18 protein-coding genes are annotated in these 20,817 nt (G+C 46.3%); 10 read left to right on the top strand and 8 right to left on the bottom strand.

Going from position 1 to position 20,817, the window contains the following annotated elements:
• Positions 1 to 11: 11 nt before the first annotated feature.
• From CSD97_RS01935 to CSD97_RS01925, 3 genes are all read left to right on the top strand, one after another.
• Entirely contained in the window at positions 12 to 539 is a 528-nt protein-coding gene (locus tag CSD97_RS01935; RefSeq protein WP_009037513.1) for an RNA methyltransferase, read from the top strand.
• A gap of 323 nt (positions 540 to 862) precedes the next feature.
• A complete protein-coding gene (locus CSD97_RS01930) occupies positions 863 to 1,825 on the top strand; it encodes a YitT family protein (protein ID WP_005825206.1) in 963 nt (320 codons plus the stop codon).
• Positions 1,826 to 1,954: 129 nt separating this feature from the next.
• Positions 1,955 to 2,695: a DUF5131 family protein gene (locus CSD97_RS01925; protein WP_009037514.1), complete on the top strand. Its 741-nt coding sequence runs from the start codon at positions 1,955 to 1,957 to the stop codon at positions 2,693 to 2,695.
• On the opposite strand, the gene CSD97_RS01920 is transcribed toward CSD97_RS01925, so the two are convergent.
• Positions 2,690 to 3,322, bottom strand: a complete 633-nt coding sequence (locus tag CSD97_RS01920) for a DUF4294 domain-containing protein (RefSeq protein WP_005833968.1) — start codon at positions 3,320 to 3,322, stop codon at positions 2,690 to 2,692. The genes CSD97_RS01925 and CSD97_RS01920 overlap by 6 nt on opposite strands.
• A 97-nt stretch (positions 3,323 to 3,419) precedes the next feature.
• Here CSD97_RS01920 and CSD97_RS01915 point away from each other — a divergent pair, with 97 nt between their 5' ends.
• The 3 genes from CSD97_RS01915 to CSD97_RS01905 all read left to right on the top strand — a co-directional run bounded on the left by CSD97_RS01915 (position 3,420) and on the right by CSD97_RS01905 (position 6,897).
• The gene (locus tag CSD97_RS01915) at positions 3,420 to 5,465 is read left to right on the top strand and encodes a helix-hairpin-helix domain-containing protein (protein WP_098031894.1); all 2,046 of its coding nucleotides are present in this window, start codon (positions 3,420 to 3,422) and stop codon (positions 5,463 to 5,465) included.
• 138 nt (positions 5,466 to 5,603) lie between these two features.
• Entirely contained in the window at positions 5,604 to 6,377 is a 774-nt protein-coding gene (locus CSD97_RS01910) for a radical SAM protein (RefSeq protein ID WP_008662280.1), read from the top strand.
• 10 nt (positions 6,378 to 6,387) lie between these two features.
• Positions 6,388 to 6,897, top strand: a complete 510-nt coding sequence (locus CSD97_RS01905; RefSeq protein WP_009037517.1) for a flavin reductase family protein — start codon at positions 6,388 to 6,390, stop codon at positions 6,895 to 6,897.
• Between the two features lie 5 nt (positions 6,898 to 6,902).
• Here the strand turns inward: CSD97_RS01905 and CSD97_RS01900 are convergent, their stop codons facing one another.
• Both CSD97_RS01900 and sulP read right to left on the bottom strand, forming a co-directional pair.
• Entirely contained in the window at positions 6,903 to 7,742 is an 840-nt protein-coding gene (locus CSD97_RS01900; protein WP_057259077.1) for a DNA/RNA non-specific endonuclease, read from the bottom strand.
• 7 nt (positions 7,743 to 7,749) lie between these two features.
• Positions 7,750 to 9,432 (bottom strand): sulfate permease, encoded by a 1,683-nt coding sequence (gene sulP / locus CSD97_RS01895; protein ID WP_005825218.1) that lies wholly within the window; start codon positions 9,430 to 9,432, stop codon positions 7,750 to 7,752.
• Between the two features lie 321 nt (positions 9,433 to 9,753).
• On the opposite strand from sulP, the gene rbr reads away from it, so the two are divergent.
• Positions 9,754 to 10,332 (top strand): rubrerythrin, encoded by a 579-nt coding sequence (gene rbr, locus CSD97_RS01890; RefSeq protein WP_005825226.1) that lies wholly within the window; start codon positions 9,754 to 9,756, stop codon positions 10,330 to 10,332.
• A 293-nt stretch (positions 10,333 to 10,625) separates the two neighbouring features.
• Here the strand turns inward: rbr and CSD97_RS01885 are convergent, their stop codons facing one another.
• The 4 genes from CSD97_RS01885 to CSD97_RS01870 form a co-directional block, all read right to left on the bottom strand.
• Complete coding sequence (locus CSD97_RS01885; protein WP_098031893.1) at positions 10,626 to 12,809, bottom strand: DUF3857 domain-containing protein; 2,184 nt, start codon at positions 12,807 to 12,809, stop codon at positions 10,626 to 10,628.
• 30 nt (positions 12,810 to 12,839) lie between these two features.
• On the bottom strand, positions 12,840 to 14,588 hold the full coding sequence (locus CSD97_RS01880; RefSeq protein ID WP_098031892.1) for a transglutaminase domain-containing protein: 1,749 nt from the start codon (positions 14,586 to 14,588) through the stop codon (positions 12,840 to 12,842).
• 18 nt (positions 14,589 to 14,606) lie between these two features.
• Entirely contained in the window at positions 14,607 to 16,178 is a 1,572-nt protein-coding gene (gene nadB, locus CSD97_RS01875; protein ID WP_005825234.1) for an L-aspartate oxidase, read from the bottom strand.
• A gap of 76 nt (positions 16,179 to 16,254) precedes the next feature.
• Positions 16,255 to 18,174 (bottom strand): tetratricopeptide repeat protein, encoded by a 1,920-nt coding sequence (locus CSD97_RS01870; protein ID WP_098031891.1) that lies wholly within the window; start codon positions 18,172 to 18,174, stop codon positions 16,255 to 16,257.
• 221 nt (positions 18,175 to 18,395) lie between these two features.
• On the opposite strand from CSD97_RS01870, the gene CSD97_RS01865 reads away from it, so the two are divergent.
• Positions 18,396 to 18,770 (top strand): hypothetical protein, encoded by a 375-nt coding sequence (locus CSD97_RS01865; RefSeq protein WP_009037523.1) that lies wholly within the window; start codon positions 18,396 to 18,398, stop codon positions 18,768 to 18,770.
• A 33-nt stretch (positions 18,771 to 18,803) separates the two neighbouring features.
• On the top strand, positions 18,804 to 19,196 hold the full coding sequence (locus CSD97_RS01860) for a PH domain-containing protein (RefSeq protein WP_005833977.1): 393 nt from the start codon (positions 18,804 to 18,806) through the stop codon (positions 19,194 to 19,196).
• Positions 19,197 to 19,229: 33 nt separating this feature from the next.
• Here CSD97_RS01860 and CSD97_RS01855 read toward each other — a convergent pair whose 3' ends face one another.
• The gene (locus CSD97_RS01855; RefSeq protein ID WP_005833978.1) at positions 19,230 to 19,835 is read right to left on the bottom strand and encodes a hypothetical protein; all 606 of its coding nucleotides are present in this window, start codon (positions 19,833 to 19,835) and stop codon (positions 19,230 to 19,232) included.
• Positions 19,836 to 20,037: 202 nt separating this feature from the next.
• On the opposite strand from CSD97_RS01855, the gene CSD97_RS01850 reads away from it, so the two are divergent.
• The gene (locus tag CSD97_RS01850; RefSeq protein WP_005833979.1) at positions 20,038 to 20,784 is read left to right on the top strand and encodes a LytTR family DNA-binding domain-containing protein; all 747 of its coding nucleotides are present in this window, start codon (positions 20,038 to 20,040) and stop codon (positions 20,782 to 20,784) included.
• The last annotated feature ends 33 nt before the right edge of the window (positions 20,785 to 20,817 follow it).

Raw genomic sequence — 20,817 nt, 5'->3', positions numbered from 1 at the left:
AGTATATTGTCATGCGTAAACTGAAGATAACTGAACTGAATCGTATTAGTGTAGAGGAATTTAAGGAAGCCGAAAAACTGCCTTTGGTAGTGGTATTGGATAATATCCGCAGTCTCCATAATATAGGTTCCGTTTTCCGTACTTCGGATGCTTTCCGCATCGAATGCATTTATCTTTGTGGCATTACAGCTATCCCACCCCATCCGGAGATGCACAAAACAGCTTTGGGAGCGGAATTTACCGTAGATTGGAAATATGTTGATAACTCTGTTGAAGCTGTTGATAACCTAAAATCCGAGGGATACATCGTTTATTCTGTAGAGCAGGCAGAAGGTAGTGTGATGCTGGACGAACTGGTGCTGGACAAGACTAAAAAGTATGCTGTGGTAATGGGAAATGAAGTGAAGGGTGTTCAACAAGAAGTGATTGACCATTCGCACGGTTGCATTGAAATTCCTCAATACGGCACAAAGCATTCGTTGAATGTATCGGTTACGGCGGGTATTGTTATTTGGGATTTATTCAAGAAACTGAGATAATAACAGGGCTGTTAATAAGCTGTCAATATATCGGGTTTGTTGGAGCTATAGATCGAACACGGTGCATCTATAGATCCAGCGTGTTGCATCTATAGATCCAATAAACTAGTTCTATATAGGTATGATGAGAGATTTTATGAACAGTGGTTGATTATAAAAATCAACCACTTTATTCATTGTAAATTAATGCTTTATCTCCTACTTTATCCTTTTTGTTAACCATGTATTCAACACATATCGGTTGTATGTGGAAAACTTGCTGTACAGTTGGTGTCTTTTCTTATTTTTTGTATATTTGCTGAATATATATAAATCATATCGATATGAAAAAGATAATATCTTCATGGATAGGCATTTTTGTAGGTTGTACTATTCTGGCAGCAGGTTTTGTTTACTTTATCAATCCTTATAATCTTGTTCCTGGCGGGGTGTATGGAGCTAGTATTGTGCTTCATAATCTGTTCCCTTCTATTCAGGTAGGTACTTTCGGTTATATGTTTGATATTCCTTTGCTTATCATTTCCGTGCTGGTACTGGGAGCAAAATTGGGAGCACGTACTATCGTGGCGGCACTATTCACTCCGCTTGCCATGAATGTGCTGTCTCTCCTCTCCTATCCTTCTGAAGAAGCGCTCCATCAGTTGGACCCTACACAGTTGCTGGGTGGCAGTCTGAATATGTCCGACCATTTGATGCTGACTTCTGTGATTGGTGCGGTGGTTATCGGTATAGGCTGTGGTATTGTAGTGCGTAGCCGGGCTACTACAGGAGGTACGGATATTGTGGCGATGATATTGCAGAAATATTGCCATATACGTTTTTCAAAGGCGATACTGCTGGTAGATGGTATTGTGGTGGGATTCGGCCTATTGGTTATCGGTTTCGGTATCGGAAATCCGGATGATGCTACACAACCTTCGTGGCATTTGTCTTTCTATTCACTGATAGCTATTTTTGTCACTTCGAGGGTATTGGCCTATGTGATAAATGGGGAGAAGAATGACAAGATACTGTTTGTCATCAGTGATATGCGCCTTACCGCTTTGCACGACTATATTCTTAAAGATTTGGACCGTACAGCCACTTGCATCAAGAGTAGTGGTCTTTATACCAATGTAGACAAGGAAATGCTGTTTCTTGTGGTGAGTTACAAGGAAGTGGTAGGTATCAAGCAGAAGATAAGGGAAGTAGACCCAAAGGCTTTTGTAGTGGTTACCGATGCTTATGATGCATTTGGTGAAGGTTGGAAAGAGCTTCCGATGGCAGGAGAGGTACAACCCGAATAGGTAGTAATAAACAATTGTTCATTCTATTATTAACTGAATATATAGCTTAATATCAATTGTTTAATAACTAATTATTTGTGTTGCTAACATAGTTTTCAACATGGTGTTAACGATAAGTTTTTTGTTTGAATGAACGGTATTGTTGCGAAGTCGATGATGTGGAACTTATGGCATGGTTGCCATAAATTGAGTGCAGGTTGTAAGCATTGTTATGTTTATCGTGGTGATGCCCGGCGAGAGGTGGACAGTTCGGTGGTGGTGCGGACAAAAAACTTTGACCTGCCTTTGCGTAAAAAGCGTAACGGAGAATTCAAGATACCACCTGGAACATTTGTCTACACCTGCTTTACTTCCGATTTCTTTGTGGAAGATGCTGACAAATGGCGGGCCGAAGCATGGGAGATGATTCGTTGTCGCAGTGACCTGCATTTTATGATGATTACCAAGCGTATAGACCGTTTTTCTGACTGTCTGCCCGATGATTGGGGAGACGGATATGATAATGTAACCATCTGCTGTACGGTTGAAAACCAGGCTTGCGCCGATTATCGCTTGCCCATTTATAAGAGGGCTCCTATAAAGCATAAGATAATAATCTGTGAACCGCTGCTGGAAAGGATAGATTTAAGTACTTATGCTGTTGGCGAATGGATTGAACAGATAGTTGCAGGGGGAGAATCCGGTTACGAAGCCCGCCCTTGTGATTTTGAATGGGTGATGGACCTTCGCAGAATTTGTGTGGAAAATAAAGTGGACTTCTGGTTCAAGCAGACCGGTTCTAAGTTCGTCAAAGACGGAAAGACATATAATGTGAAACGCCAATTTCAACATTCGCAGGCACGCAAGGCGGGAATAAACATCAGTTTATAATTGTCCGCTTTCTACCATCAATATCACCCGTTCGGTCAATGCATCGTCTCCCATAGGGTCGTATTGCTTCTTTAGACTGGCGCCGAAGAGTGCGGCAAAAGTCTGGTAGAAACCGGCTTTGAAAGGGCCCATAAAAGCTTTTACCAGTTCATATCCGGTGGAGTTGGTCTGTCGGTCTACCAGTTTTATTAACAGTTTGCCTTGGGCAAAGGTAAGTTTCTTCATGCGGGGAGTGTATTGCTCCTTCAAGCTTTTCTCTACTGCTTTCATGTGTTTCTGGCGGGCTTTCTCGGTGGGCAGGGTCATCATGTATTCGTAGGTTTCAATGATGGCACGGTTAATCTCCTTGGAGATGGGAAGTACCTTCTTTACGTCACGAATGAGTTTGTAGTACTTGTTCATGTCGCGCTTGTTCTTGAATTTAAGCGGCTTGAAGATGTAGACAGTGGGGAGCTTGACATAAGGGATGGTATCTCCTTCGTAAACGCACATGGGAGTAAGATAGACACTCTTTTGCGCAGCAGACTGTGGTTGCTGCTGTGCAAAGCATTTCAGGCTTCCGAGAGAAAGAAACATGATGAGTATTACTATGTTAAGCCTTGCGTTCATGTTGCAAAAGTACACCATTCTGTGTAATGTTGTTGCATCATGTTGATTTTTCCTTGCTCAATTAACTTATTTAAGGTAACTTCGCTTCCCAAAACATGAAAGTGACCTACTATTAATGGAATTACTCAAGATAGGAGTTTTTGTAAGTATGCTGTCAATGACTCCTATGCTTGAAGCTCAAAATATATCCGGCCTTCAGAAAGAACAGCCTTTACTTCTTTTGGAAGAAAATTTGGAACAACTTTCCATCGGGAATGAGGAAGAATACGGTTGGGAAGATGAATTGGAGGAGTTGTCCCGACGTCTGCAAGAGCCTGTCAACCTCAATGCCGCCACTAAACGGCAATTGGAGCAGTTTCCTTTTCTTACGGATATACAGATAGAGAATCTTCTGGCTTATGTCTATATACACGGACAGATGCAGACCATTTATGAATTGCAACTGGTGGAGGAGATGGATAAACGTACCATCGACCTACTGCTGCCCTTTGTCTGTGTGCGGGCAGTGAAAGCGGGTAGGGGGTATCCTGCTTTAAAATCTATACTGAAATACGGGAAACACGAAACATTGGCACGTTTGGATGTACCGTTCTATATCCGTAAAGGATATGAGAAGAATTACCTGGGACCTTCCCTTTACCATTCTTTGCGCTATAATTTTCATTATGGAGATTATTTCCAAATAGGCGTGACGGGAGAGAAGGATGCCGGAGAACCCTTCTTTGCCCTGCACAACAGAAAAGGCTATGATTACTATTCTTTCTATTTTCTGATAAAGAATCTGGGGCGGCTGAAGGCTTTGGCATTGGGCAATTACCGTCTGAGCTTCGGGCAGGGACTGGTACTTAGTACGGATTTTCGTTTAGGAAAAACATTCTCTATGTCTACAACAGAATATCGTACCGGAGGCATCCGTAAGCATAGTTCTACCGATGAGTACAATTATTTCCGGGGAGTGGCGGCAACGGTGGGAGTATTGCCTTACTTGGATATTTCGGCTTTCTATTCGCATCGCTCCATGGACGGTGTGGTGGAGGATGGCGAGATAACTTCCATTTACAAGACAGGGTTGCATCGCACGCAGAAGGAGGCAGATAAAATGAATGCCTTTGCCTTGCAGGTGATAGGTGGAAACATGACCTATGAAAAGAACTCTCTGAAGGTGGGAGTGACGGGGATTTACTATTTTTTCGACCGTCCTTACAAGCCTCGGTTGAACAAGTATGCAAAGTACAATCTTCATGGAAGTGATTTCTATAACGTGGGCATGGATTATAGGTATCGTCTGGGCCGTTTTGTCTGGGTGGGGGAAGCGGCAACCGGCAGTAAAGGCTATGCCTTGCTGAACCGGCTGAAGTATAATCTTTCTTCCGATTATCATCTGCTACTTGTTCACCGGTATTATTCATATGATTATTGGACTTTGTTTGGGCGTTCCTTTGGCGAAAGCAGTATGCCGCAGAATGAGAACGGATGGTATCTGGCAGCAGAGGCCACACCTTTCGCCCATTGGAAGTTTTTCGCTTCACTGGATGTGTTTTCTTTTCCTTGGTGGAAATACCGTATAAGTAAGCCCTCAAAGGGAGTGGATGCCATGTTTCAGGTTACTTATACTCCTCGAAAGAGCCTTTCGATGTATTTTAATTATCGGTACAAACAGAAAGAAAGAGACGTGACGGGTACAAGCGGTGCAGTTATCGAACCTATCTATCACCATAAACTCCGTTATCGGCTGACCTATATGCCGGGAAGATATATCTTTCGTACTACAATAGATTATAACCACTTCCGTCAGCAGGATGGGGAAGGGTATCGCTTTGATAGACGGCAAGGTTATCAGTGTACTCAATTTTGCTCGTACACTTTCCCCTTCCCTCTGTCAGTTTCCGTGCAGGGAACCTGGTTTCATACGGACGATTACGATTCGCGTGTTTACGCCTCCGAGCGTGGATTGTTATATACTTTCTATACCCCTTCCTTCTATGGCAAAGGGTTCCGTTACTCCGCTCATCTGCGATATGATTTGAGTAAGAACTTCATGTTTCTTGCCAAATTCGGACAGACGGTTTATCAGGATAGGGAGACGATTGGTTCGGGCAATGATGAGATACCGGGAAATAGGAAAGCGGACTTGCAGATGCAACTGCGTATCAAGTTTTAGAGGAATGATTGATAGCTTTTTTATTTCTTTCTTTATCTTTGTCCGTATGATAATCCAAGGATGAACTCTGGAGTGCTAAGATTAATAGATACTCGGAGCATTAAATAGTAAATAGTAAATCGTCAAATCGTAAATAGTATGACTGTCATTTATCCGTCTCCCATATTCGGTCCCGTTCATTCTCGCCGTCTGGGAGTATCTTTGGGAATAAATTTATTGCCGGCAGACGGCAAAGTATGCACTTTCGACTGCATTTACTGTGAATGTGGTTTCAATGCCGACCATCGTCCCAAACAGCCGCTGCCCACACGCGAAAAAGTCCGTTCGGCCCTTGAAGCCCGCCTGCGGGACATGCAGCAAAACGGACCTACACCGGATGTTCTGACTTTTGCCGGTAATGGAGAACCGACGGCACATCCCCGTTTCCCCGAAATCATAGAAGATACACTTGCCTTGCGCGACAAGTATTTTCCGAATGCAAAGGTGAGCGTACTGAGCAATTCTACCTTTATTCATCGTCCTGCCGTATTCGAGGCTTTGAACAAGATTGACAACAACATCCTTAAACTGGATACGGTGGATGAAGAGTATATCCGTGTACTTGACCGTCCTACCGGACATTACTCCATCCGGGAGATTATAGAAGGGATGAAAGCGTTCAAAGGGAACTGCATTATCCAGACCATGTTTCTCAAAGGAAGTTATAAAGGACAAGATATGGATAATACATCCGATAAATTTGTTCTTCCCTGGCTGGAAGCTGTCAAGGAGATTGCTCCCCGCCAAGTGATGATTTATACCATCGACCGCGAAACGCCCGACCATGATTTGCAGAAGGCCACTCATGAGGAACTGGATCGCATTGCGGAACGGATACGTGAAACGGGTATACCGGTAAGTGTTTCTTATTAATAATATACTTATGAAATCAATAGCAATTAAAGATTTAAGTGAGAACTTCTTCGAAGTGATAGGCAAAGAGTGGATGCTGGTTACGGCAGGCAGTAAAGAACATTTCAACACCATGACTGCCAGTTGGGGAGGTATTGGCTGGCTTTGGAACAAGCCGGTGGTGTTTGTCTTTATACGTTCCGAGCGCTATACGTATGAGTTTATGGAGGAGAACGAATATTTCACCCTTTCTTTTTTAGGAAAGGAAAATCGGAGCATTTACAATCTTTGTGGCAGTAAATCGGGTAGGGAAGTGGATAAGGTAAAGGAAACTGGGCTGAATCCTATTGTTACCGAACGGGGAAACATTCTCTTTGAGCAGGACCGCCTGGGATTGGAGTGCCGCAAGCTTTTCATTACCGATATGAAAGAAGAACTCTTCCTCGACCATTCCGTCTACGAACGTTGGTATGGCGGTGACCACGGCGGATTGCACCGGGTTTATGTAGCCGAGATTGTAGATGCCTGGGTAAAGGAATAACTCCTTTACCACAGTTTCAAGTCATATTCGGCTTCCACCTTCTCTTCTATTTCATCCGGAAGGGTAGGGAAAAAGTCTATACCTGTAATTCGTTCCACTTCGTCCACTGTATTGACGTAGCTGTCCAACGGATGATTGCCCGATGCATTCTTATAAATGAAGCCGATGGCTTTGGGGGGATTGCTGTCTGCACACAGAACGACCTTGAAGAATGCTTCGGGCACTGTAATCTTGTGCTTCTTGCCGATAGTGCGGTGACGTTGGTCATAGAGAATAGGACCGCATACAATGTATATCTTGCCTTCTTCTTGTGCCCAACGGCGGCATGACTCTTCCAGTTCTTTCCAGTCGCCACGGTTCAGATTGTGGTTCTGCGGGCAAATGTTTGTCATGTAAAAGCTCTCTTGCATGGCTTTCCAGTGCCAGCGGTTGTCACCGGCGGGACACATATGTCCGCGGTCCATGCCGGCTCCCTTGTAATCATCGGTGGTTACTGCCTCGTGCTCAGGCAGGTCGGGGTCGGGCAAGAACTTGTCTGTACGGCTTTCACGCTCCACCAGTTTTTCGGGAGTGAGTTCCCAGGCTACCCAGTTGGGTATCTTTAAATCCTTGTTGTAGGATACTGTGTAGCCTTTCCGCTGGAGAATCTGTTCGGAGACGTTCTTCAGCTTTGCTGGTATTTCAAGGCGTGTGCCTGCTGTGAGTTCTATCTTGGCAGGCGTAGAATTCTTTTGCCTGGCATCCGAAAGTATCTTTGCAACGGGTTCATAGGCAAGGCAGACTGCACATATAAACAATATAAGATAATAGACGCCCTGCGATTGTTTCTTTTTTTTTCGTGCCATGCCGGGATTAGTGTTGGATAATCATTTTGGCCCTTTCCAGTGCCACATTTATGTTCGGACAGATATTTTCTTCGCCCAACAGCTCATAGAAGCCCGATTTTTCCAGTACCTTATGTACCTTTTCATTGACACCGGAGAGCACAATGGTTATTTTTTCCTTTTGGGACATCTCACAAAGGCTTGTCAAGTTATGGATACCGGTAGAATCGATGAACGGAACTTTACGCATGCGGATGATGCGCACTTTGGGGCGGTCGCCCAGCCGCGCCATGATTTCTTCGAATTTGGTGGCGATGCCGAAGAAGTAAGGACCGTTTATTTCGTATACTTCCACATCCTCGGGGATTATCAGGTGCTCGTCATTGCTTGCAATGTCCGATTCTGCATTCGGGTCTATTTCATCTTTGATGACGGATATTTCGGTAGTCTCCATGACGCGGCGCATAAACAGCACGCAGGCAATCACCAGACCTACTTCAATGGCAATAGTCAGGTCGAAGATGACGGTCAGGAAGAAAGTAATCAGCAGTACCGTGACATCCGATTTAGGATTCTTCAATAATGCCTTGAACGTACGCCAACCACTCATGTTATAGGATACTATGACCAGTACACCCGCCAGGCAAGCCATTGGGATATACTGTGCCAGCGGCATGAGGAACAGTAGGATAAGCAGCAATACCACTGCATGCACCATGCCTGCTACGGGAGTTTTTCCTCCGTTGTTGATGTTTGCCATGGTACGCGCGATGGCTCCGGTGGCAGGGATACCGCCAAACAGCGGGGTAGCCATGTTGGCAACACCTTGTGCTATCAGTTCCGTGTTGGAATCGTGTTTGTCGCCTATCACACCATCGGCCACGGTGGCAGACAGCAAAGATTCGATGGCACCCAGTACAGCGATTGTAATGGCTACGGGGAACAAGTTCTTTATCGCTTCCCAATCCAGGGCAGGCATCACGGCATCCGGCAGTTCGGCACGGATGCTGAAACGGTCGCCGATGGTATCGATACAATCAATGCCTCCATATACTTTCATCAGCCAGACTGCCACTGTCACCACGATGATGGCAATAAGTGACCCCGGAATCTTCTTCGAGAACCGCGGTGTAATGGCAATGATGAAGATGCTGACAATACTTACAATCGTGTTCCACCAGTTTACGGTATCGAAATGTCGGAAATAAATCATCCATTTTCCTACAAAGTCTCCCGGAACTTTCTCTCCTCCGAACGTCAGCCCGAAAATGTCGGCAATCTGCGTAGTGAAGATGGTGACGGCAATACCGCTTGTAAAACCTACGATGATGGGATAGGGGATAAACTTAATGACAGCTCCCAGCTTGAAAACTCCCAGCAGGATAAGCAGTACGCCTGCCATCAGTGTGGCGACAATAAGCCCCGATTCACCGTATTGCTGGATGATGCCATAGATAATGACGATGAACGCACCGGTCGGTCCTCCAATCTGTACCTTGCTCCCACCCATCAGGGAGATGATGAAACCGGCTATGATAGCCGTAATGATACCTTTCTCCGGTGATACGCCGGAGGCGATACCGAATGCAATGGCAAGCGGGAGGGCAACGATACCTACAATGATACCTGCCATCAGGTCTGCCATGAACAGTTCTTTAGAGTAATTTTTTAAAGCCGTGTATAGCTTTGGTCTGAATCCGAACGCTTTCATTATAATCTACTTTTTTATACGTTTTTTTATACAGAATGTAATGTATATATTGCAAATTGCCTGCAAAAGTAGATAAAATAATGGATATTAGTGAACACAACTGTGATGTATTTTGTTTTCCTTATCAGATATGTGCTATTAATTATGTCTGAAATGCCTCTTCGGGTTATCGGTGAAGATAGATTCTTTCTATAAGACGATAAATAAATCCGATGGGGAAGAGGTGTGATTATTCCAAATTAAATTCGTAATTTTGTGTTGTTTATAAACAGTACGAACGACATTTATACGTAATTATATTAACTAATAAAAAAAGAGACTATGGCTAAAAGTGTTAAAGGAACTCAGACTGAGAAGAATCTGCTGACTTCATTCGCTGGTGAATCACAAGCAAGAATGCGTTACACTTATTTTGCAAGTGTAGCCAAGAAAGAAGGTTACGAACAAATCGCCGCTATTTTCACAGAAACGGCTGACCAGGAAAAGGAACACGCTAAACGTATGTTCAAGTGGCTGGAAGGCGGTATGGTGGAAATCACCGCTTCTTATCCTGCAGGTGTTATCGGCACTACCCTGGAAAATCTTCAGGAAGCTGCTGCCGGCGAACACGAAGAATGGTCATTGGATTATCCTAAGTTTGCTGATATTGCAGACGAAGAAGGTTTCCCCGAAATCGCTCTTATGTACCGTAACATCGCCATTGCCGAAAAGGGACACGAAGAACGTTATCGCGCTTTTATCCAGAATATAGAGACTGCCAGCGTATTTGCCAAGGAAGGCGAAGTGGTATGGCAGTGCCGCAACTGTGGTTTCATCTACACCGGTAAGGAAGCTCCTCAGGTATGTCCGGCTTGCTTGCATCCGCAGGCTTATTTCGAAGTAAAGAAGTCAAACTATTGATGATAATTTCCTCATAGAGAGAACAAAGTCCCGCAGAGCGAAAGCAAGCTCTGCGGGGCTTTTTGTTTGCTGTGACAGTCATATAGCTTGTAATTGCTGCACATTTGCTGCAGCGTCACTGCAAACAAATTGCAGTGCGACTGCAAAACTGTTGCAGTGCTGCTGCAAATCAATTGCAGTACTGCTGCAAACCGGTATGCAGTGACGCTGCAAAAAGTATGCAGTCGTTTTGCAGTGGCTGTACAGTACGACAGCAAGCTGTGTATGGCGATGCTGCAGCGGGTAGAGAAGGATTAATAGCCGGTTGTTGGAGATGTAGGGGGATTAATGGTTGCTTGGAACACTATTGAAAGTGCTTCATAACTGTTGGCAGCATCGGTTATTTCAAGCAGTTTCTCCCAGTTGGCTACCGGTTCCGTCTTGTGGTTGATGCGTTTTTCGGCTTTTATTCTTAATGTTCCGTCTTCAGTGGTGGCTTGGACAATGAAAGCGCCGCAGTCGTTTTCTACTTTTACGTTCAGTCTTTCCAGGCCTTCGGGAGAAATTCGATAACCTTCCGGCAGATTGACTGTGATGTCCCATTGGTAACAACGGGGCATCTCCCAATAAATGTCCTCCTTGCGCAGGCGTTGTTCGCCTTTCAGCTCTGGCTGTGACCCTATCAACCGACCTACGGAGAGAACAAAGTTTGTACCCGCTTTCTTTACGTATCCGTCCAGTACATAGTCCACTTGATAGACAAGTGCCGCACTGTCTGCCCGGTTTCCGATGCTGAAAAGCTGGTAGCCGAGGAGTGTTTCCAGTCCTTCTTCTGAGCCATGATAACCGATGATTTCATTGTGGTAACGCTCTTTCTCCTGCTCCCGTTCACGGCGGTAACTTTCGCGCAGGTCGGCATGGAATTTTTCTTTGGTTTCGTCGTAGATGGTGGCTGTAATACCCAGTTGGCGACGAACGGAGTTGTAAAGGTCCTCGTCCATAATGAGGTAGGGTTGGAAGTGTTCTTTCAGTGCACCGCTCATCTCTTCCCGGCGGCTGATGTGGAGAGTGGTGCCGCTTATAGAAGCGTTTATGGTAGCCATATCCCGGTTGTCTTGGGGGGTGGTGGAGGGAAGGGTAAGGCATGTGTTGTCTTCCAGTATGGCTTCTTCGCCTTGCAGGCTGGCAGGCACTTCACCGGGAACAGCATAGCAGGCCGGTGGAGTATAGCATTTTCCGTTGGATTCCAGATAGATAAACCAAGTGGTATTGCTGTAGTTGATGAGCTGGTCCAGAGGCTCCCGGGTATCTTTGGTCGTGATTCCTGTCCGGTGGGGAATACCTGCTTTTTCCAGAAGTTCGTGCATCAGCAGGATGAAACTGGCGGGAGTATAGTCTGCACCGTTTTCCATATACCGGTAATAGCAGTATTGGTAGAGGTAGTCCATCAGTTTCTTATCGCTCCATCCTTCGGCTTGACGGGCTTTGAGGGCTTTGGATATTTCGCCTTTCCGTCCGCTGCGCAGACCGGACCAGTTGGTGCCGGGAGCCTTCATGGAGGCACGTGTGTCATCTGTCATCAGTTTTGGATTGGGGTTGGCATATAGTCCCGGCTTGCGGGCGCTGGGTGGCATCCAGGCATAGGGTGTCTTGCTGTTGTAGATGTACATCAGAATCATGGGCGTTTGCCGGGCACTGTTGTACCAGAAGTCGGGAATGACACGTCCGGAGTCTCCGGTATGCAAGTCGAGGATATGGTTTCCTTCGGTATCGGTGCTATGGTCGAAGTCCCTTGCTCCGTTCAGGCAACGGTAGAAAGTGCTCAGCTTGGGGTCTATCTCGCAATGGACGGAATAGGCAAGCAGAGGATAGCTGTCCATAAAGTAAAAACCGAAAGGTTCGGGGTTCTGGTTGTTCAGTATGGTGTATCGTACGAAGAACAAGTCGATGATGTCTCCGATTTCCAGTCCGGGTACGGCCAGCTTGTTCCATTTCTCTTGGATGTTGTGGCTACGTGGGTGGCTGCCTTCATCGGTTTCCATGTACTCCTGCGGGGCTGTTTCCTGAATTGTTCCGTCCGGTTTGATGATGCGCACACCCAGTATACGCTGTTGTTCATTGCGGGTGTAGCGTTCTTTTTCCTGGGAAAGGAAGCTGAACTGTGACATCTCTTCCAGTGCCCTTTGGCTGTTGATGTATACCATTTGGCGGTAGATGCTGCGGCAGGTTATCTGTTGTTTGGTCAATCCCATTCCCCACCAGTCCAACTTGGTTTTCCGGGTTACCTCCAGACGGCTGTGTGCGGCAAGGATAACGGCGGGTTCGTTTCTGTATTTCTCGGGTACAGTCATATTTTTAAAGTCGGGCAGGTTCAGCGACCATACTTCATTGCGCACTTCGCTTACGAGCGCAGCATATTTGTCTTCTTCCTTTTGGGCATTTAGTCCCGAAGTGGCAAGTAACATCAGCAGCAGTAGGAAAGAACGTGTTGTTTTCATGGTGATGGCGTTTTATGTTCAATTATTTGTTTAAAGGGTGCTTTGCCGGATTACTATCTGTTCGTTGCAGGCTTTTTTCCATTGTCGCAGGGCATCATTCCAAGCAGGGATAAGAGCAAGTGGAATACGTTTTCTGCGTATCTCCATCACTTTTCGGAAGTGGATATATCCTGCTCCAGCGCGGTAGGAGCAACTGAGGATGCCCTGATTCGTTTCAATGTGAAAGTCTGCAGGCAAATAAGACACGGCATATCCTTGTGGAATATCAATCGTTACCTCGCGTATAATACGGCATCTCCACGGCAGTAGGTAATCCTGCTTGCGGCGGGTGGTGTCAATGGGCTGGTGGAAGAAATCTTCGTGCGGGTCTGCTTCGAGGCAGTACTCTCCATCGGCCGATTGTACGGCAGCGGTATTGTTTATCTGATTGTTTAGCAGGTCTGTCTGCTTCTCCTTGGGGGTGTCATGGTAGAGACTGAGCAGGTATTCCTTGTATTCACCCGTACTTACGCGGATGGCGGTGCCTTTCAGGGTAGGGGGATTGCTGTCCGTCATCAAGCGATAGTGATAATTGAGACTGTCCGTAGAGGTAGAGGCATCCTGCTGGGGAAGAGTCAGTATCAGGCAGCTGTCTCCGTTTTCTACCAGTGCTTTTCGGCCTTGTATACCTTGGGGGATGTCTTCGGGCGGTAGGTATCGGTAGGTGGCATCCAGGCAATATCTTTTCCCTTGATGGAAAAGAAGGCAGAAGGCATGGTTGATGGCAGCCAGTGTCGGCACTTCGTCGGGAGAACTGGCGATGTCGTCCGTACCGATATAGGCCATTCGGGCATCGAATCCTTGGGCTTTCAGCAATGTGCGCAGCAGGAGTGCCATTCCCTTGCAGTCGCCGTAACGCTTGCGCAGCACTTCGGCAGGCCGGTCGGGCCGATGTCCTGCCAATCCGTTTTCAAAGGCGATGTAGCGTATGTTCTGCTGTACGTAGGCATAGGTGCGGCGTATCTTCTCCAGTTCATCGGTGCATCCGGCAGTAATTTCATCCGTCAGCATTTCGGCTTGGGGGAGAGTGCAGTCCACCTCGGCCAGTCCGTTCAGCCAGCGGTACATGGCCTGTACATCGGCAAAGGGACCGGTCACCAGCAGATGGGGATAGAGGCAGTTGTCTGCGGGAGCAGCTTCTTCCTTTCGGGTGGCAGGCACTCCTTTTAAGGTGTAGACAAAAAGGGAATCCCCTTCCTTATTCACGCTCTTTTCACACCGGATGCCGGGACCGAAGTTCTTCTCCACCAGCCGGAAACGGGACAGTGCGGCAGGAATGGTGACGGTGATACGTTTCTTGCGGATGAAGTATTCCTCCGGAAAGTAGATGTGTGTAAAGTAGCGCAGGTCATGGAAGGTACGGTTGAACTGTACGGCCGCCTTTTTCCCCTGCCGGCTTAGGGAGAGGTTGAAGTAGCAGATGCGGGTATCGTCGAAGAATACATTTTCCGGTGTGGCATGGCGGTGGATGGCTTTGGGGGCAAGTACTCCCTTGGCTTTGGCTTCGTCCAGGGAGATGAATTCGCCATAGAACATATGAGGTTGTACGGTAGCTCCCATCCGCAAGGCTTCATATTCGGTCTTTCGGGTGTTTTGTACGATGGGGTTGTCTCCTGGTCCTTCTTTGAAAACATAGCTGTCTTCACAGCAGTTGATGATGATATTGTCGTCCATCGTCTGACTGTAGAGACAGCTTGAGAAAATATACAAAAAAATGAAAGAGAAATATTGTTTCCTCATGATGGAGAGGATTTATGTTTATTTCTTGGCGTGCGGATAGTCTATCGTGTAATGAAGTCCGCGGCTTTCCTTGCGTTCCATGGCTTGCTTTGTTATCAGGTATCCTACGTTTATCATGTTGCGTAGTTCGCACAGCTCTCGGGTAGCCTTGCTCCGCTTGAAGAGTGCTTCTGTCTCCTCGTAAAGTATGTCCAGTCGGTTCCAGGCACGTGTCAACCGGGTATTGCTGCGGACAATGCCTACGTATGCCTCCATAATCTGGTTCACTTCCTTCATGCTTTGTGTGATGAGGACACGTTCTTCGGTGGAAATGGTACCTTCGTCGTTCCATTCGGGAATGTCTTCGTTGAAGTCATAACGTTCCAGTACGCTCAGCGCGTGTTTGGCTGCCGCGTCGGCATAAACCACGGCTTCAATCAGTGAGTTGCTTGCCAGACGGTTGCCGCCATGCAGTCCAGTGCACGAACATTCGCCGATGGCGTACAGGCGGCGGATGCTGCTCTGTCCGTCCAAATCCACCTTGATGCCACCGCAGAGATAATGGGCGGCGGGGGCTACCGGTATGTATTCCTTTGTAATGTCTATACCGATGCTGAGGCATTTCTTGTATATGTTAGGGAAGTGCTTCTTGGTTTCTTCGGGGTCTTTGTGGGTGACGTCCAGATACACATGGTCCTCACCGCGCTGTTTCATTTCGTTGTCGATGGCACGCGCCACGATGTCACGCGGGGCCAGTGAGAGTCGCGGGTCGTACTTCTGCATGAATTCTTTTCCGTCTTTGGTACGCAGCACGCCGCCATAACCGCGCATGGCTTCGGTGATGAGGAACGAGGGGCGGTCTCCCGGATGGAAAAGGGCTGTGGGATGGAATTGGATGAATTCCATGTCTTTCACTGCTCCCTTGGCACGGTAGACCATGGCAATGCCGTCTCCCGTGGCCACCAGCGGGTTGGTGGTATGGCGGTAAACGGCTTCGCAACCGCCCGTTGCCATGATAGTGACTTTGGAAAGGAAGGTATCCACCTCGCCCGTCGCTTCGTTCAGCACATAGGCACCGTAGCACTTGATGCCGGGGGTGTGGCGGGTAACGATGATTCCCTGGTGATGCTGGGTAATGATTTCCACAGCGTAATGGTCGGTCAGTACGGTGATGTTGGGGTGTTGCTTCACAGCTTCAATGAGGCTGGTCTGTATCTCTGCACCCGTATTGTCCTTATGGTGGAGGATGCGGAATTCGGAGTGGCCGCCTTCTTTGTGCAGGTCAAACTCTCCGTCCTCCTTTTTGTCGAAGTTCACTCCCCATTTGATGAGTTCCTTGATTTGTTCGGGGGCATTGCGCACCACCTTCTCTACGGCTTCACGGTCGCTTATCCAGTCACCCGCAATCATGGTATCTTCGATATGCTTTTCAAAATTGTCTACGGCCAGATTGGTGACAGAGGCGATACCTCCTTGTGCAAAATAAGTGTTTGCCTCTTCCAAACCTGCCTTACAGATGAGGGCTACTGTTCCTTTATGCGCTACTTTCAGCGCAAAACTCATACCGGCAAGTCCGGAGCCGATAACGAGAAAATCGAACTTTCTTACCATAGGTTTTGTGTATTAAACGCTGCAAAGATAGTGTAAACCAAACGTAGAGCAAAATAAGCGGGCTTATTTTTATTTGTTATGTAAGGTATTGTTTCAATACTTCATCCAGGGATTTTTCTTTGGGCAATTCCATGTTCTTGCGCATGCGCGAACGGACTACGTTTACACTATTCCGGTTGATTCCCATGATAAGGGCTATTTCGTCGGTACTTTGGTTCATGCAGATGAGCATGGCCAATAATTCTTCATTGCGGGTCAGTTGAGGGTAACTTTCGCGGAGCTTGGGCAGATAAGAAGGATGTATGGTGGCAAACGACCGGCGGAATGCGTTCTCATCTTCCCTGCTGAGCAGGCTTTGCACGGTGAGCTGGCGAATGGAGTTGAGGTTATTGGTAGCCATGGCCCGTTCTATTTCTTCCGTCAGTTGTTCGTTGCGGCGGTTCAGGCCTTGCTGCCGGGCGATGAGGGTCTGTATTTCCCGTTTGTTGTTTTCTATAAGCTGGTGGTTGGCCTTCCTTCGGATGATGAAATAGGCTGTAGTGGTGATAAGTAGCAACAGTAATGTAATGGAGATGCAGATGTTGTAGAACAACTGCTGTTGCTGCCATTGCACTTGTGCCGAGAGCAGTTTGTTTTCTTTCTCTTTTTGGTTGGTATCAAACCGGATGTTGGCTGCTGCCACAGCACGTTTCTTTTCGTTATTGTCCAGAGAATCGGCAAACTGTCGGTTACGGATGTAGCAACGAGCAAAATCGTCGTTCATGCCTTTGGCCAGATAGTAATCCATTAATATCTCGTTGGCATCGCGGCCTTCCATGAACTTCATGTTGATGAGGTCTTGTGCAGCCCGGTCTATCAGGTGTATGCCGTTTTGCTCCTTCCCGGTTTGCAGTAAGGCCCGGCCTAGGTGGAGGTTGAGTTGGTATTTGGCCCATTGGGGCATCCGCACGGTATCGGGACAGATGCTAAGGGCAAGTTGCAGTGCTTTTTCCAAAGAGTCGGGATAGTCCAGATAACTGTTTACCGTTTCTACTTTGTTTACGAATACGCCCTTAAAGCTGTTTTGTATCATTGACAACTTTTCTCCCAGCCTGAGGTAGTGGAATACAGAGTCCTTTTGATTCATGTTACGAAAGATCTGGGCACGGTAGCGGTACAAGTCTCCCAGTCCGAAGCTGTCTTTCAGCATGGAGTAGTATTGGGCTTTTTTGTTCATTTCCAGGGCCTGGTCGTACATACCCAGTTCGGCGTAGAGATTAGCTTGTTCTCCGTAGGCAATCACTACATTTCCAGGTGCTATGCTGTCGTTGTAAGTGGCTATGGCTTCTTGGTTAGTGGCTATAGCTTTCTCGTATTCGCCACTGAGGTGGTAATAGATGCCCAACCGTGACATTATCCGCAGCATGTTCGGGAAGTTTCCACCTTTCCGGTAGACATCTATTGCTTTTTCCAAAATTTGGATAGCTTTGGGTAGATTGTTTCCGGAGTACATGTAGACACCGCTTATGATTTCTGCCTGCCGGATAAAGTCATTGGCACTGGTACAGACCGGTAACTGGAGGTAGTCTTCTGCCAGTCGGACAGCTTCCGGGTTATTGCCATACAGTTGGTTCAGTCCGGCCTTGAAACTCAGCAGTTCGTGCGGGCAATGTTCGCGGATGAGGGGATGGTTCCCAATGCTGTCCATATAGTCGATGCCGTCTTTGTATTGTTTGGTGTTTATGTAATTGTTCCCGCAGGCATTAAATATCTTGCGGGCATAGTAAATCAGGGTATCTGTAGTTCCGTTTTTTTCTGCCGATTCCAGGATTTCGGGCAAGGTCTGTTTGGCAAGATCCAACGTTTGTCGCGCTTTGTTTTCGAGTAGTAAGGCATTGATTTGTTGAAGGACATTGTTCCAATGCCTCATTTCGTTTTGTTCCGAAGAGGTGGAGCGGTTGGTGCAGGCTACAGCTACGAGAATCAGAAGTAAAAATGAAAGTTTTTTGGCATTCATATTTTGTGGACTGTTTGTTTTGTAAGGCAAAGATATAATTTCTTAATTTAAAATTTACAACAATGGACTTGTTTTTTTGTTTCTTGTTAATTATTTGATAATAAATATAATATGAAATTGTATATCAGATTGTATATCGTATTCTTATGGTTAGGTTGTGCATATTTTGCAAATTTGTATCAAAACGATTGTAAATATGTATAATGGTGAAATAAGATACAATGAAAACAAAGAAAACAGTGACACCTTTTAATATGCAGGAGATTGCCAGAGCTTTGCGCGAAATGATTTCGGAAGATTCTCCCAATGCTTCGGAGGCTTTGTTGTCCGGAACTCGTGAGGCTGTATTCCGTGAAATCTTTATTTTTCATTATCCTTCTTTTTTAGAGAAACTTTATCAGTCTATTCCGGAGGTGGATAAGGATGAAGAACTGATATGTATGCTGGTAGCTCTTGGACAGTCTGTAAAGGAGATTGCAGAACTGATTTATTTTTCGCCGGAACGGGTAGAATTGTTATGTGCTTCGGTCTGCCGCAAGCTGAATGTGACGGAAGTTCGAAAAATGGAGATACTAATGAAGAAGTTGTTATCATAAAAATACGTACCTTAGCGGCAAAAATCAGATAAAATGAATCGAATCTTTCATGCGCGCATTGCTATGGGGCAGTATCTGTTTCTCATCCTGATAGGTATTCTCGCCGTCTATATGCTTTGGTACAAGTCTCCGTTCCTGGCTGCTATTTTCATGCTTTGGCTGGTGGTTATTATCGAGAAGCTGATTCATACCACCTATACCGTAACGCCCGACGGGAAGTTGGTGCTGTCCTTCGGCCGTTTCTCCCGGAGTAAGGAAATTCTGATGAAAGACATCACTTCTGTGGAGCGTGCTTCTTCCATGCAGGTAGGGCGGTTTGCGGTGATGCGCTATGTGCTCGTGAAATATGGCGAGGGCAAGTGTGCAGTGCTTCTTCCCGTCAAGGAGGAGGAGTTTATCCGGTTACTGGAGGAACGGAGAGGGTGAGCAATAGGGTGTGCCCACGTATGCGATTCCGTTTTAATCTGCCGTTATCGGTTCCATGGTAATGTCTCCTGTGTAGCTTTCCGGAGTTGTTTGTATGAACTTTCCCTTTATCTGTTTTTCCGTTTTTGTATATTCACCTGCGAATGTCAGCGTATAGGTAGCTACAAGCTTGCTGTAGTGTAGTGTTCCTTTTATGATGAGCCGACAGTGAGGTTGTATGCTGATGGTGGAAGTACTGCTGTTTGGACCTTTGGCTTTTGTTGTTTCGCTGCCATATTTTATGGTTGCCCCACTTAACAATAGTTCATCTCCAAACATGTAAGGGGTATTGACGAACACATCTTCTTCCCCCATCCATACAAATGCTTCGGGGTCGTTGCTCTGAAAGGTGGTTTCCTGCCATGTGTCTTCGAAGGGGGAGTTTGTGGTGGTGATACTATTGTTTAAATTGTTTTCCATGATGAAGGGCAGGAGCTCTACATCATACGTACTGAATCCATCCCCTTCTTCAAAAGAGTATTGAATATCTTTGAACAGATATTTTTCAGCATCTTTAATTTCGTCTTTATCATAACAGCCGGTCGTGCAGACAATCAGCATGGCGGACAATACGAGGTGGAATAGTTTCTGTTGTTTCATAGCCTTTACTTTTTGTGGGGATGTACATGCAAAGATAAGTTTATTTTTTGAAACTGTTCATAATAAGCACTTTATTTTCCTGATAATATAGTCTTTCCGTAGAGGCAGATTGTTTTTGAATCATAAATAAAGCTTAATTTTAGCTCTTCTGTTTGCAGTTTTTTGGATGTGGCAGCGTCCATTATGTAAAAAAGAAACGGATATGAACTTGAATTGTGCCATTTTGCATGCGGACCCGGAGATTGCCGGAAGATTGGAAGAGTATATCGGCAAAGTTCCTTTTCTCTCTTTGCACGGAAAGTACGGCAATCCTCTTGAAGCGCTGAAGGATTATTATGAGACAAAAGTGGAAGTTTATTTTGTCGGCATCTATCCGGTGGAAGAAGGTGAAATCAACGGAATGGATTTTTGCAGGCTCTTGTCCTCGTCCACTCGTGTCATTTTCATTACAGACACCGACCGCTATGCTGCCGAATGTTTCCGTCTGGATGCGTTGGACTATCTGATGGACGGGCTCAATTTCTCCACGTTTTTCCAGTCTGTCAGCAAAGCGGCACGCTGGTTCTCTTTGCAGGATGCAGGTACGTCCGCCCCCAAGCAAAGGCAAGGTCCGGAAGAGGTTCCGAAGGTGATTTACATGCGGTGTGACAACCGCATCATGCGGCTCGACCTGGAACGGATAAACTATATAGAAGGTATGGGCGATTATGTGAAGATTTTCTGTAAAGATTCCCCTAAGCCTATCTTGAGCTTGTGTAGCATGAAGTATATGGAAGAAAAACTTCCGGCCGATGAATTTATCCGCGTACACCGTTCTTTTATTGTCCGCATGGACTGCATCAGCGCCATCGGGCGCAGCACATTGCTCATCGAGCAGAAGGATGTCCCCATTGGCGATGCTTACCGCGAAAGGGTGAAAGGGTATGTGTCCAGGCTGGCAGTGTTGTAATACCCTGTTTTCAGATACTATATACTTTGTTTG

Source organism: Bacteroides sp. AR29, from assembly GCF_900217715.1.
Lineage (GTDB): Bacteria > Bacteroidota > Bacteroidia > Bacteroidales > Bacteroidaceae > Bacteroides > Bacteroides uniformis.
The sequence above is the reverse complement of the archived record's forward strand: the minus strand, read 5'-3'. Positions and strand labels throughout refer to the sequence as shown.

What these genes read in the sequence shown, in the direction of transcription:
- CSD97_RS01905 (WP_009037517.1), top strand. Translation starts at nt 6,388, where the DNA reads ATGAAATCAATAGCAATTAAAGATTTAAGTGAGAACTTCTTCGAAGTG.
- CSD97_RS01885 (WP_098031893.1), bottom strand. Translation starts at nt 12,809, where the DNA reads ATGAAAACAACACGTTCTTTCCTACTGCTGCTGATGTTACTTGCCACT.
- CSD97_RS01855 (WP_005833978.1), bottom strand. Translation starts at nt 19,835, where the DNA reads ATGAAACAACAGAAACTATTCCACCTCGTATTGTCCGCCATGCTGATT.
- CSD97_RS01860 (WP_005833977.1), top strand. Translation starts at nt 18,804, where the DNA reads ATGAATCGAATCTTTCATGCGCGCATTGCTATGGGGCAGTATCTGTTT.
- CSD97_RS01920 (WP_005833968.1), bottom strand. Translation starts at nt 3,322, where the DNA reads ATGGTGTACTTTTGCAACATGAACGCAAGGCTTAACATAGTAATACTC.
- CSD97_RS01870 (WP_098031891.1), bottom strand. Translation starts at nt 18,174, where the DNA reads ATGAATGCCAAAAAACTTTCATTTTTACTTCTGATTCTCGTAGCTGTA.
- CSD97_RS01915 (WP_098031894.1), top strand. Translation starts at nt 3,420, where the DNA reads ATGGAATTACTCAAGATAGGAGTTTTTGTAAGTATGCTGTCAATGACT.
- CSD97_RS01880 (WP_098031892.1), bottom strand. Translation starts at nt 14,588, where the DNA reads ATGAGGAAACAATATTTCTCTTTCATTTTTTTGTATATTTTCTCAAGC.
- sulP (WP_005825218.1), bottom strand. Translation starts at nt 9,432, where the DNA reads ATGAAAGCGTTCGGATTCAGACCAAAGCTATACACGGCTTTAAAAAAT.
- nadB (WP_005825234.1), bottom strand. Translation starts at nt 16,178, where the DNA reads ATGGTAAGAAAGTTCGATTTTCTCGTTATCGGCTCCGGACTTGCCGGT.
- rbr (WP_005825226.1), top strand. Translation starts at nt 9,754, where the DNA reads ATGGCTAAAAGTGTTAAAGGAACTCAGACTGAGAAGAATCTGCTGACT.
- CSD97_RS01930 (WP_005825206.1), top strand. Translation starts at nt 863, where the DNA reads ATGAAAAAGATAATATCTTCATGGATAGGCATTTTTGTAGGTTGTACT.
- CSD97_RS01935 (WP_009037513.1), top strand. Translation starts at nt 12, where the DNA reads ATGCGTAAACTGAAGATAACTGAACTGAATCGTATTAGTGTAGAGGAA.
- CSD97_RS01865 (WP_009037523.1), top strand. Translation starts at nt 18,396, where the DNA reads ATGAAAACAAAGAAAACAGTGACACCTTTTAATATGCAGGAGATTGCC.
- CSD97_RS01850 (WP_005833979.1), top strand. Translation starts at nt 20,038, where the DNA reads ATGAACTTGAATTGTGCCATTTTGCATGCGGACCCGGAGATTGCCGGA.
- CSD97_RS01900 (WP_057259077.1), bottom strand. Translation starts at nt 7,742, where the DNA reads ATGGCACGAAAAAAAAAGAAACAATCGCAGGGCGTCTATTATCTTATA.
- CSD97_RS01925 (WP_009037514.1), top strand. Translation starts at nt 1,955, where the DNA reads ATGAACGGTATTGTTGCGAAGTCGATGATGTGGAACTTATGGCATGGT.
- CSD97_RS01910 (WP_008662280.1), top strand. Translation starts at nt 5,604, where the DNA reads ATGACTGTCATTTATCCGTCTCCCATATTCGGTCCCGTTCATTCTCGC.